This is a genomic window from Massilia sp. S19_KUP03_FR1 (genome assembly GCF_036688685.1).
GTDB lineage: Bacteria > Pseudomonadota > Gammaproteobacteria > Burkholderiales > Burkholderiaceae_D > JALYUM01.
In genome coordinates this window covers 54,316-66,697 of the sequence record NZ_JAQQPS010000012.1, presented here as the reverse complement: position 1 = coordinate 66,697, position 12,382 = coordinate 54,316, and the positions used below count along the sequence as shown (strand labels likewise).

The following is a 12,382-nucleotide window of genomic DNA, read 5'->3' as shown; positions in this document are numbered from 1 at the left end:
GGTTTTACCTGCTTTTACTTAGGTCAGCGCGCCCGTGGTCGCAAACCGCTCGCGGTAAACCTTCGGCGCGATGCCCATCTTCTTCAAAAACACCCGCCGCATATGTGCTTCGTCGCTGAACCCGGCGCGCGCGGCCACTGACTTTAACGGCAGCGCGACCTCGGCTAGCAGCTGGGTTGCGCGCTCGAGGCGGCTCGCTTCGATAAACGCTTGGGTGCTCAAGCCCGCTTCCTGCTGGAACACGCGCGCAAAATGGCGCTCGCTCATCATGGCTTTCGCGGCCAGCTGGGCCACCGATAGTTTCTCGTGCAGGTTCTCGAGGATCCAGCTTTGCACGTCGCGGATGTTCGGCTTGGTGGTCCGTTCGCTCAGCAGGTGCGCGCTGAACTGCGACTGTCCGCCCGGCCGTTTCAGGTAGACCACCATCTCGGTGGCCACTTCCAGCGCCAGTTCGCGGCCGTAATCCTGTTCCACTAACGCCAGCGCCAGGTCCATCCCGGCCGTCACACCGGCCGAGGTCCAGACATTCTCCGAGCGGACAAAAATGGCGTCCGCGTCGACGTCGACCGCGGGGAAGTCCGCCTGCAGCCGGTCGGCCACGCCCCAGTGCGTGGTGGCGCGCTTGCCGTCGAGGACACCTGCCGCCGCCAGGAAGAAGGCGCCGGAGCACAGGCTGGTCAGGCGGGGGATGCGCGGCGCGGCGGCGCCAAGCCAGTCGATGATGGCGGCGCTCTCGATCAGCGCATCCTGGATATGGCGCGCGCCGACGACGACCACCGTGTGCGGCAGGGCCAGGGTATTGATGATCTTGCTCGCGTCCAGCGACATCAGGGTGTCGGAGCGCACCGGGCCGGTTTTGAACGAGGCCACGCATACGTCGTAGCCGGGAGGCTGGCCACGCCGTTGCCGGTGCAGGTTGGCGTATTCGAAAACGGACATGGGGCCGATGGCTTCCATCGCCTTGAAGCCGGGATAGACCACGATGTCGACGGTGATGGCGCTAATGGTGGTGAGGTGTGCGGCGCGTGTCATTCAGGAGCAGAAAGCGAAGATCCGGTCATTATTGCATCAAATCCTGCCATTCATGGCCATGCCCGGCCATCGGGCGCGCAGGGAACGGCAGAATGGTCGGGTTCCCTTCAACCAAAGAAAGACCATCCGATGAAAACCAAAGCAGCCATTGCCTGGCGCGCCGGCGCCCCACTGACCGTCGAAGAAGTCGACCTGGCCGGCCCACGCGAGGGCGAAGTGCTGGTCGAACTGAAAGCGACCGGCATTTGCCATACCGATTACTACACCCTGTCGGGCGCCGACCCGGAAGGGATTTTCCCGGCCATCCTGGGGCACGAGGGCGCCGGTATCGTGGTCGACGTCGGTCCCGGCGTCAAGTCGCTCAAAAAGGATGACCACGTCATTCCGCTGTACACCCCGGAATGCCGCCAGTGCAAATTCTGCCTGTCCCAAAAAACCAATCTGTGCCAGGCGATCCGCTCGACCCAGGGTCGCGGCCTGATGCCGGACGCCACCAGTCGCTTTTCGATCGACGGCAAACCGCTGTTCCACTACATGGGCACCTCGACTTTCTCCAACTACATCGTGGTGCCGGAGATCGCGCTCGCCAAGATCCGCGAAGATGCGCCGTTCGATACAGTTTGCTACATCGGTTGCGGCGTCACCACAGGCGTGGGCGCGGTGCTGTTCTCGGCCAAGGTCGAGGCGGGCGCCAACGTGGTCGTATTCGGTCTGGGCGGGATCGGCCTGAACGTGATCCAGGCCGCGAAGATGGTGGGCGCCGACAAGATTATCGGGGTCGACATCAACCCGGCGCGCCAGGAAATCGCCCGCAAATTCGGCATGACCCACTTCGTCAACCCGAAACAGGTCGAGAACGTGGTCGATGCGATCGTCCAGATCACCGACGGCGGCGCCGATTACAGTTTTGAGTGCATCGGCAACACCAGCACCATGCGCCAGGCGCTCGAATGCACCCATAAAGGCTGGGGCAAGTCGTTCATCATTGGCGTGGCCGCCGCTGGGGAAGAAATCTCGACCCGGCCGTTCCAACTCGTCACCGGGCGTGAATGGCGCGGTTCGGCGTTTGGCGGCGCGCGCGGACGCACCGATGTGCCGAAAATTGTCGACTGGTATATGGAAGGCAAATTGAACATCGACGACCTGATCACGCACCGCCTGCCGCTCGAACGCATCAACGAAGGTTTTGATTTGATGAAGTCGGGCGAATCGATCCGCTCTGTCGTTCTTTATTAAAGGCGCTGTTCGCGTTAGGTAGACGAACCAAATCCACCCGCCGCAGTCTCACCCATGGTCGAGGTAAGCCATGGGGAGGCGATGATGGAGGCACTGTCTTTCAATCAATTGTTCGAGGCACTGGAAGGGGCCGTACTGGCGCCGGCGGCGCTGGCGCAACTACGCGCATGGTTGGCCGCCATCCGCGATCCGGCCGAATGCCTGGCGCTCATCGAGCAAGCCGCACATGGCCGGCCCTGCCCGCACTGCGGCAGTCAACGGGTGCACCGCTGTGGCCGGGCCAGCGGCTTGCAGCGGTTTCGCTGCCTCGCTTGCCGGCGCAGCTACAATGCACTGACCCGCACGCCGCTGGCGCGCCTGCGCAAGCGCGGCCATTGGCTCACTTATTTGCAGTGCGTGCTCGACGCACGCAGCGTGCGCGCCGCCGCCGCCATCACGGGCGTGCACCGCACCACCAGTTTTCGCTGGCGCCACCGGTTTGTTCCGGGCGCGGCGCGCGGCCGGGCGGCCACCCTCGGGCCAATCGTGGAAGCGGACGAAACTTATTTGATTGAATCACAGAAAGGATCGCGCCAGATGACGCGGCCGCCGAGGAAGCGTGCGGGCAAAGCACGGCGGCGCGGCATCAGTAGCGAACTCGACTGCCTGCTGGTCGCCCGTGACCGTCGCGGCCGAACCCTCGATTTTCACACCGGGCGCGGGCCCGTCAGCGCCGTGCAATTGGGCGCCTGCCTGGGCAAGGTCTTGCCCGTCCAAGGGTTGCTGATCAGCGATGGCGCGATGGCCTACCGGCGCTTCGCACAGGACAGCGGCATTCGCCACGCATTCGTCAATGTGCGTGCGGGAGAACGCTCGCGCGGCGAGATCCACATCCAGAATGTGAACGGCTGGCATGCCCGCTTCAAGGGCTGGCTGATTCGGTTTCGCGGCGTGGCCAGCAAATACCTCGTGCATTATTCCGGCTGGCAGCGCGTGCTCGATGATGGACAGTTGCGTACGCCAACGCGCTTGCTGCTTGCTGCTGCAGAGTCCGGCTGATCGAAAGCTGCCCAACTAACGCGAACAGCGCCTTATTAAACGGCAGTTAGGTGGGCGAAGCGAACCGGCGGGCTCCGTGCTATCCTTCGCCGTGTGAAACGCCTCCTCCTTATCCTGCTGATGTTGATCCTGCCGGTCCAGTACGCCTGGTCCGCGGCGGCTGTGTATTGTCAGCACGAACAGAATGCGCCGGTTCACTTCGGGCACCACGCCCACCAGCACGATGCCAAGCCGGGCGAGCCCGACGGTCACGGCAAGGTCAAGGTAAAAGGCGCCGACGCCGATTGCGAGTACTGCCATCTGTTCTCGCATGCGTCCTTCGTGCCCTTCGCTAGCCGTCCTGCCGTGCCTGCCGCGCGCGCCCAGGTCGCGTCGCTTGCGCTCACCTACACCTCGCACATCCCGCACCGGCCGCCCCGGCCCAACTGGTCGCTCGTCGCCTGACGCGACGAGACCCGTTGTCCACCTGATCTGACCGTACTTCACTGAAGGCGCACTGCGTCGTCTCGTCGAATTCCTTTCCGTTTTACTGGAGAATTCGATGTTTCGAACCTGTATTCCCTGGGCCTTGCTGGCCCTGGCGTGGCCTGTCCACGCCCAAAGCAGCCTTGCGCCTGAGCCGCTGACGCTGGCAGCCGCGCTGTCCCTTACGGCGCAAGCCAATCCGCAACTGGCGAGCGCGCGCCACGAGCGCCAAGCCATCGAGGGCGCCGTGCTGCAAGCCGGCGCCCGGCCCAATCCCGTCCTCGACATGGGGTTCGAGGACACCCGGCGCGATACGCGCGAAACCACGTTAACACTGAGCGCGCCGCTGGAGCTGGGCGGCAAGCGCCAACGCCGCATCGACGCCGCCACACGCGGCCTGGATGCGGCCAGCGCCGACCTGCAGGCGCGCCACGCCGAGATCACGGCCGGCGTCACCATCGCCTTTACCGAGCTACTGGCCGCGCAGGCGCGCGTGCAGCTGGCGAAAGAGGCGCAGGACGTGGCCGCGCGCGTGAGCACGACTGTCGCCCGGCGCGTCCAGGCCGGCAAGGTGTCGCCGGTGGAAGAAACCCGCGCGCGCGTGGCCGAAGCGAATGTGCGGCTCGATACGCTCAAGGCGAACGCCGAACTGGCCGCAGCGCGCCAGACCCTGGCCGCATTTTGGGGCGAGACCCGGCCCCGGTTCGACGCCGCCGCTGGCAGCCTCGAGGTGCTGCCCGCCTTGCCCGACTGGGATACGCTGGTAGCGAAGCTGGCGCAGTCACCCGCTTTGGTGCGTGCGCGCGCCGAAATCGACCGGCGCCAGGCGCTGCTGCGCCTCGAGCAAAGCCGCCGGCTGCCTGACGTCACGTTTACCGTCGGCATGAAGCGCTCGGCCGAACTGGGTCGTAACCAGGCCGTATTCGGCGTCTCGGTGCCGTTGCCGCTGTTCGACCGGAATGCCGGCAACGTGCTGGAAGCGCTGCGCCGCACCGACCAGGCTGAGGATGGCTTGCTGGCCACCAGCACCGACACCCACAAGCAACTGGCGCAGGCCTGGCAGGCGCTGCAGACCGCGCGCGCCGAGGCGCAGGCCTTGTCTGGCGAGATCCTGCCGGGCGCGCAAAGCGCCTGGGAAGCCGCCGTCAAAGGTTTTGATTTCGGCAAATTCGCCTATGTCGACGTGCTCGACGCGCAGCGCACCCTGATCGCCGCGAAAGTGGCCTGGCTGGTCGCGCTGGCCGACGCCCACCGCGCCGCCGCCCATCTCGAGCGCCTGGCCGGCGCCCCCAATTGATGCAGACCCGACCATGAACATTCAACAAACCCCCAAACAAAAAATCGCCATCGGCGCCATCGTGGCCGCCGGCCTGATCCTGGCGTTGCTCATTGTCTTTTTGAAACCGGCCAGCGAGTCCACCGAAGCGGCGCCCGCCGCCGCCCACGCAGAGGAAGCAGGCCACGACGGCACCGTGAAGCTGACCGAGGCGCAGATCAAGACGTCGGCCATCGCCATCCTGACGGCGGCGCCGGCCACCATCCACAGTGCCATCACGCTGCCCGGTGAAATCCGCTTCAATGCCGACCGCACGGCCCAGGTGGTGCCGCTGCTGGGCGGCACCGTGCAGGCGGTGCAGGCCGACATCGGCCAGCAGGTCAGGCGCGGCCAGGTGCTGGCGCTGATTGCCAGCGTCGACTTGTCCGATCAGCGCAGCGCCGCGCTGATGGCGCAGCGGCGCCTGGCGCTGGCGCGCACCACGTACGCGCGCGAAAAACAGCTGTGGGAAGAAAAAATCTCGGCCGAGCAGGATTACCTGCAGGCGCGCCAGGCCATGCAGGAAGCCGAGATCGGCGTCAATAACGCGCAGCAAAAGCTCGCTGCGCTGGGGGCAGGTGGAGCAAGCGCGGGTAGCCTGAACAGCTACGCCGTGCGCGCGCCGTTCGATGGCGTCATCGTCGAAAAACATATCGCGCTGGGCCAGTCGGTGAAAAACGACAACGTGCTGTTCATGGTCTCCGATCTGAGCACCGTGTGGGCCGACGTGGCCGTGCCGGCCGGCGACCTGGCGCAAGTGCGGGTGGGCGAGAATGTAACGGTCAGGGCGGGCGCGAAGAAAGCAGGCGTGGCCGGGAAAGTGGCCTACGTCGGCGCGCTGCTGGGCAACCAGACCCGCACCGCGGTGGCGCGCATCGTGCTGGCCAATGGGCAGGGTGCGTGGCGGCCGGGGATGTTTGTCGACGTCGATCTCGAGGTGTCGTCCGGCGAGCGCGCCGTGCCGGTGGCGGTCGCCGCCAGCGCCATCCAGACCATCGAAGACAAACCGGCCGTATTCGTGCGGGTGGCCGGCGGCTTCGCCGCGCGCGCCGTCACGCTGGGGCGCGCCGACAAGAATCAGGTCGAAGTGCGCACGGGCCTGGCGGCCGGCGACGCGTATGCCGCCGCCAACAGTTTTGTCATTAAAGCCGAGCTGGGTAAAGCCAGCGAAGGCGGTCACTGATGCGAGGCGCCTGACATGTTCGATTCCATCATTCGCTTTGCCATTGCCCAGCGCGCGCTGGTACTGCTGGTCGTCCTCGGCCTGGCGGCGCTGGGCATCTACAACTACCAGAAGCTGCCCATCGACGCGGTGCCCGACATCACCAACGTCCAGGTGCAGGTAAACAGCGCCGCGCCGGGCTTTTCGCCGCTCGAAGCCGAGCAGCGCGTTACCTTTCCCATTGAAACCGCGATGGCCGGCCTGCCGCGCCTGGATCAGACCCGCTCGGTCTCGCGCTACGGTCTGTCGCAGGTGACGGTGACGTTCAAGGACGGCACCGACATCTATTTTGCGCGCCAGCTGGTCAATGAGCGCCTGCAGGCCGCGGCTGCAAGCTTGCCGCCCGGCGTGACGCCCGCGCTGGGGCCGATTTCCACCGGCCTTGGTGAAATCTACCTGTGGACGGTGGAAGCGCAGGAGGGCGCCAAAAAGCCGGACGGCACACCCTGGACGCCGACCGACCTGCGCGAGATCCAGGACTGGATCATCAAGCCGCAGCTGCGCATCGTCCCCGGCGTCACCGAGATCAACACCATCGGCGGCTATGCCAAGGAGTACCAGGTGGCGCCGGACCCTGCGCGCCTGGCGGCCTACGGCTACACCTTGACCAACGTCGTCGACGCACTCGATCGCAACAACGGCACGCTGGGCGCCGGCTATATCGAGAAGCAGGGCGAACAACTGCTGGTGCGAACGCCGGGGCAGGTCGGCACGCCGGCCGACATCGGCAACATCCTGATGGGCGCGGTGGACGGCGTGCCGGTGCGGATCCGCGACGTGGCGGCAGTTGGCGTCGGGCGCGAACTGCGCACCGGTGCGGCCACCGAGAATGGGCGCGAGGTGGTGCTCGGCACCGTGTTCATGCTGATCGGCGAAAACAGCCGCGCCGTGGCGCAGGCGGTCGACCGCAAGATGGTCGACATCAACCGTTCTCTGCCGGCCGGCGTGCACGCCGTTACGGTGTACGACCGCACGGTCCTGGTCGATAAGGCCATCGCCACCGTCAAGAAAAACCTGCTCGAAGGCGCGCTGCTGGTCATCGCCGTGCTGTTCCTGTTCCTCGGGAATATCCGCGCGGCGCTGATCACGGCGATGGTCATTCCGCTGTCGATGCTGTTCACCTTCACGGGCATGGTCAGCTATAAAGTCAGCGCCAACCTGCTCAGCCTGGGCGCGCTCGACTTCGGCATCATCATCGACGGCGCCGTGGTCATCGTGGAAAACTGCGTGCGTCGCCTGGCCCACGCCCAGCAGCAGCTGGGGCGCCCGCTGACGCGCAAGGAGCGCTTTCACGAGGTGTTCATTGCCTCCGGCGAGGCGCGCCGTCCGCTGATCTTTGGCCAGCTGATCATCATGGTGGTGTACCTGCCAATCTTCGCGCTCACCGGCGTGGAAGGGCGCATGTTCCATCCGATGGCCATCACCGTGGTCATCGCGCTGGTGGCCGCGATGCTGTTGTCGATCACCTTCATCCCGGCCGCCGTCGCCCTGTTCATCGGCGACTCGGTGGCCGAAAAGGAGAGCCGTTTGATGCTGGGCGCGAAACGCCTGTACGCGCCGCTGCTCACCCGCGTGATGGCCAACGGCGCGGTGGTGCTGACGTTTGCGGCGGTGGCGGTGGTGTTGTCCGGTTTGCTGGCCACGCGCCTGGGCAGCGAGTTCGCGCCCAATCTCAACGAGGGGGATTTTGCTTTTAACGCGCTGCGGATTCCCGGCACCAGCCTGTCGCAGTCGGTTGCGATGGAGCAGACGCTGGAACGCGAGCTGATGGCGAAGCACCCCGAAATCGCGCGCGTGTTTGCCCGCACCGGCACGGCGGAAGTGGCGTCGGATCCGATGCCGCCGAATATGTCGGACGGCTACATCATGCTCAAACCCGTGGCGCAGTGGCCGCGTCCTGCCAAGACCCGCGACCAACTGCTGGCCGCGATCCAGGCGACCGCGGACACGCTGCCCGGTAATGCGTATGAATTTTCGCAGCCGATTCAGCTGCGTTTCAACGAACTCATTTCTGGCGTGCGCAGCGACGTGGCCGTGAAAGTGTTCGGCGACGATATGGCGGTGCTGACCAAGAACGCCACGCAGATTGCCGCGCTGCTGCAGAAGGTGGCGGGCGCGACCGACGTCAAGGTCGAGCAGGCGGCAGGTCTGGCCATGCTGACGGTGCAGGTCGACCGCGCCAAAGCCGCGCGCTACGGCCTGAACACGGGCGAGGTGCAGGACACGCTGGCCACCGCCATCGGCGGGCGCGGCGCCGGCACGCTGTTCGAAGGCGACCGCCGCTTCGACATCGTGGTGCGCTTGCCAGAGGCGGCCAGAAATGACCTCGACGCGATGCAGCGCCTGCCAGTCGCGCTGCCGCGCAGCGGCAACCCCGACGCCGCCTTGCGCTTCATCCCGCTCGGCGAGATCGCCACGCTGACGCTGGCGCCCGGTCCGAACCAGGTCAGCCGCGAAAACGGCAAGCGCCGCGTGGTGGTCAGCGCGAATGTGCGCGGGCGCGACATCGGTTCCTTCGTCGGCGCGGCGCAGGCGGCGGTGAAGGCGTCGGTGACGCTGCCGGCAGGGTACTGGATCACCTGGGGTGGCCAGTTCGAGCAGCTGCAGTCGGCGCTCAAACGCTTGCAGATCGTGGTGCCGGGGGCGTTGCTGCTGGTGCTGGTGCTGTTGTTCGCCATGTTCGGTAATCTGCGCGACGGCCTGATCGTGTTCTCCGGCATTCCGCTGGCACTCACCGGCGGCATCCTGGCGCTGTGGCTGCGCGACATTCCGCTGTCGATTTCGGCGGCGGTGGGCTTTATCGCGCTGTCCGGCGTGGCGGTGTTGAATGGCCTGGTGATGCTGTCCTTCATCCGCAGCCTGCGCGAAGGCGGCGCCGGCCTGGAACAGGCGATCACCGAAGGCGCGCTGACGCGGCTGCGGCCAGTCCTGATGACGGCGCTGGTGGCCTCGCTCGGCTTCGTGCCGATGGCGCTGGCCAGCGGCACCGGCGCCGAAGTGCAGCGCCCACTGGCAACGGTGGTCATCGGCGGCATCATCTCGTCGACCGCGCTGACCCTGCTGGTGCTGCCGCTGCTGTACCGGCTGGCTTACCGCCGCCGCGACACGCAGGGGGATGCTGGGCACACACCGGTGGTCGCCTCAAGGCATTGAGCGGTCATTGAAAACCGCATCATGCGCGCCAGCGTGGCGCTGATGCTGGCCCCATTGCCGGTATGTTTTGGTCACGGCGTGCAGGACGCCGTGACGGGCATCCATGCGGCGCGCCACGCGAAAAACGTACTGAACGGCCTCGGCCTGCCGCTGCCGTATCATGCATGTCAAAGCGACCACAGCCTGACCGGCGCCATGGTCGGCAATTTCGCGCAATGGTTCGCGGCGCAGCTCGACGCGCCGGTCCGTCCACCACAACAATCAAGAAAGCGACACGATGCAAACCGATACCACCACCCTCCGCACGTCTGACGACGCAGGCAAACTGCTCCTGCGCGCCGTCCTGGCCGCCATGTTGCTGTTTCATGGCATCGGCAAAATGAGCCACGGGATCGGCTTCGTGGCCGACCTGCTGGCCAAGGCGGGCTTGCCGGCGGTGTTCGGCTACGGCGTCTACATCGGCGAAGTCATCGCGCCGCTGTTCATCCTGTTCGGCCTGTTCACCCGCGGCGCGGCGCTGGTCATCGCCATCAACATGATCGTCGCCGTCCTGCTGGCCCACACCAGCATGTTCTTCACGCTGAACGACACCGGCGGCTGGGCGCTGGAACTGCAGGGCATGTACTTCTTCGCTGCGCTGGCCATCGCCTTGCTGGGAGCCGGCCGGTTCAGCGTCGGCGGTGTGAACGGACGCTTCAACTAACTTCTCCTGACCGACAAGGCTTTTTTCCTGATGGAACCGTAAGGCCGTCTTCGCAACTGCTGTGATAACGTCGTTGCCACATGCTCGCAAACGATGCCGGCCATACTCAAAGGGAAAAAATGAACCGTTTCGAAGGAAAAACTGTCTTGATTACCGGCGCCGCGTCCGGTATGGGCCTGGCGGCCACCCGCCGCTTCCTCGATGAAGGCGCGCGTGTCGTCATGCTCGATATCGACGAAGCGAGCCTCAAGCAAGTCGCGGCCGCATTTCCCCAGGACCGCGTGCTGCTTCAGGTCGGCGACACCGCCGACAAGGCCAGCGCCGCCAGCGCCGTGAAGGCAGCGGTCGCGCGTTTCGGCGCGATCGATGTCCTGATCAACAACGCCGGCATTGCCATCCAGGGCGACATCATGCACACCAGCGAAGAAGACTTCGCCCGCGTCATGGCAGTCAATGTCACCGGCTACTTTTACATGGCGAAAGCCGCGCTGCCCGAGCTGGTGAAAACCCGCGGTGCGATCGTCATGACGTCGTCCGTGTCGGGCCTGGGCGGTGACTGGGAAATGTTCGCGTACAACACGTCGAAGGGCGCGGTCAGCAATATGGTGCGCGCGATGGCGCTCGATGCTGCCAAGGATGGCGTACGGGTGAACGCGGTCAACCCCAGCCTGACCAAAACCGGGATGACGACGGAGATGCTGAAGGATCCCGAACGGGTCGCCCAATTCAACGACCGCATGCCGCTGGGCGGGCCCGAGGACCCGGACGGCATTGCCGCTGCCATGGCCTTTCTGGCCAGCGACGATGCCCGCCTCATCACTGGCGTCAACCTGCCGGTCGACGCCGGACTGCGCGCCTCCAACGGCCAGCCGCGCCGGCATTCAAGATCGTGAGCGCCGCTGATGCGCATGTAGCATCTTAATTATTTTGCATCATTTCCCCGCTCTGTTAGCTCGCCCACACTGTACGGGCGATGTGGCGTGCAGACTCGTGGTCCTCCCTCCAGACCATGCAAAGGAATACGCCATGAAAGCAATTGTTTATAACGGTCCCTATGACGTGCAAGTCAAGAACGTGCCCGACGCAACGATCGAAAAGCCAACCGACGTGCTGGTGCGCGTTACCACCACCAATATCTGCGGCTCGGATCTGCATATGTACGAAGGCCGCACCAGTTTCGAAACCGGCAGCATCTTCGGCCACGAAAATATGGGGGAAGTGATCGAAGTCGGCAAGGCGGTCGAGCGCGTCAAGGTGGGGGATATGGTGTGCCTGCCATTTAATATCGGTTGCGGCTTTTGCGAAAATTGCGAGCGCGGCTTGTCCGGCTATTGCCTGACCGCCAATCCAGGTACCGCTGGCGCCGCCTACGGTTTTGCCGGCATGGGCCCGTACAGCGGCGGCCAGGCCGAACTGCTGCGGGTGCCGTTCGGCGACTACAATTGCCTGGTGCTGCCGGAAGACGCGAAGGAAAAAGAGAACGACTACGTCATGCTGTCGGACATACTGCCGACCGGTTACCACGCGACCGAACTGGCCGGCGTGCTGCCGGGCGAATCGGTGGTCATTTACGGTGCCGGGCCGGTTGGCCTGATGGCCGCGATGTCGTCGTTCATCAAGGGCGCGAGCCAGGTGTTCGTGGTCGATACGCACAAGGATCGCCTGGCCTTGGCCGAGAAACTGGGCGCCATCGCGATCGACGATACCGGTGACGCCGGCGTCCAGAAAGTGCTCGATCTGACCGATGGCAAGGGCGCCGATCGCGGCTGCGAATGCGTCGGTTACCAGTGCTGCAACAAGCACGGCGCCGAAGTGCCGCATCTGACGATGAACAATCTGGTGCAGACGGTCAAGGCCACCGGTTCCATCGGCGTGGTCGGCGTGTTCCTGCCGCAGGATCCCGGTGCGAAGGACGACCTGGCCAAAGAAGGCAAGCTGGCGTTCGACTTCGGCAAGTTCTGGTTCAAGGGCCAGAAAATCGCCACCGGGCAGGCCAATGTGAAACACTACAACCGCAACCTGGCCCGCCTGATCCAGGCCGGCAAAGCCAAGCCGTCGCAGATCATTTCGCATGAACTGGCGCTGGCCGACGCACCGCGCGCTTACGAAAATTTTGACAAGCGCGCTGACGGCTGGACCAAGGTCATCCTGAAACCAGGCATGTAAGTTTTATCAGCGGACGGTGCACCCGCACCGTCCTGCCGTGACCTGCATCTTG

11 protein-coding genes are annotated in these 12,382 nt (G+C 65.0%); 10 read left to right on the top strand and 1 reads right to left on the bottom strand.

Annotated elements, in window-relative coordinates:
• Window positions 1–18: 18 nt before the first annotated feature.
• Window positions 19–1,032, bottom strand: coding sequence for a GlxA family transcriptional regulator (locus V6M87_RS14700; protein WP_332877395.1), 1,014 nt, complete (start codon window positions 1,030–1,032; stop codon window positions 19–21).
• A gap of 129 nt (window positions 1,033–1,161) precedes the next feature.
• Here V6M87_RS14700 and V6M87_RS14695 point away from each other — a divergent pair, with 129 nt between their 5' ends.
• The 10 genes from V6M87_RS14695 to V6M87_RS14650 all read left to right on the top strand — a co-directional run bounded on the left by V6M87_RS14695 (window position 1,162) and on the right by V6M87_RS14650 (window position 12,330).
• Complete coding sequence (locus V6M87_RS14695; protein WP_332877394.1) at window positions 1,162–2,268, top strand: S-(hydroxymethyl)glutathione dehydrogenase/class III alcohol dehydrogenase; 1,107 nt, start codon at window positions 1,162–1,164, stop codon at window positions 2,266–2,268.
• Window positions 2,269–2,352: 84 nt separating this feature from the next.
• Window positions 2,353–3,306 (top strand): IS1595 family transposase, encoded by a 954-nt coding sequence (locus tag V6M87_RS14690; protein WP_442920594.1) that lies wholly within the window; start codon window positions 2,353–2,355, stop codon window positions 3,304–3,306.
• Window positions 3,307–3,399: 93 nt separating this feature from the next.
• Entirely contained in the window at window positions 3,400–3,750 is a 351-nt protein-coding gene (gene czcI, locus V6M87_RS14685) for a cation efflux protein, CzcI family (protein WP_332877392.1), read from the top strand.
• A 97-nt stretch (window positions 3,751–3,847) separates the two neighbouring features.
• Window positions 3,848–5,068 (top strand): TolC family protein, encoded by a 1,221-nt coding sequence (locus V6M87_RS14680; protein ID WP_332877391.1) that lies wholly within the window; start codon window positions 3,848–3,850, stop codon window positions 5,066–5,068.
• A gap of 13 nt (window positions 5,069–5,081) precedes the next feature.
• Window positions 5,082–6,269: an efflux RND transporter periplasmic adaptor subunit gene (locus tag V6M87_RS14675; RefSeq protein ID WP_332877390.1), complete on the top strand. Its 1,188-nt coding sequence runs from the start codon at window positions 5,082–5,084 to the stop codon at window positions 6,267–6,269.
• Window positions 6,270–6,284: 15 nt separating this feature from the next.
• Complete coding sequence (locus V6M87_RS14670; protein ID WP_332877389.1) at window positions 6,285–9,461, top strand: efflux RND transporter permease subunit; 3,177 nt, start codon at window positions 6,285–6,287, stop codon at window positions 9,459–9,461.
• 21 nt (window positions 9,462–9,482) lie between these two features.
• Window positions 9,483–9,773: a hypothetical protein gene (locus V6M87_RS14665; RefSeq protein ID WP_332877388.1), complete on the top strand. Its 291-nt coding sequence runs from the start codon at window positions 9,483–9,485 to the stop codon at window positions 9,771–9,773.
• A complete protein-coding gene (locus tag V6M87_RS14660; RefSeq protein WP_332877387.1) occupies window positions 9,739–10,164 on the top strand; it encodes a DoxX family protein in 426 nt (141 codons plus the stop codon). Before V6M87_RS14665 ends, V6M87_RS14660 begins: the two co-directional genes overlap by 35 nt.
• Window positions 10,165–10,283: 119 nt before the next feature.
• Complete coding sequence (locus V6M87_RS14655; protein ID WP_332877386.1) at window positions 10,284–11,057, top strand: SDR family NAD(P)-dependent oxidoreductase; 774 nt, start codon at window positions 10,284–10,286, stop codon at window positions 11,055–11,057.
• Window positions 11,058–11,190: 133 nt separating this feature from the next.
• Entirely contained in the window at window positions 11,191–12,330 is a 1,140-nt protein-coding gene (locus V6M87_RS14650) for a glutathione-independent formaldehyde dehydrogenase (RefSeq protein WP_332877385.1), read from the top strand.
• Window positions 12,331–12,382: the final 52 nt, after the last annotated feature.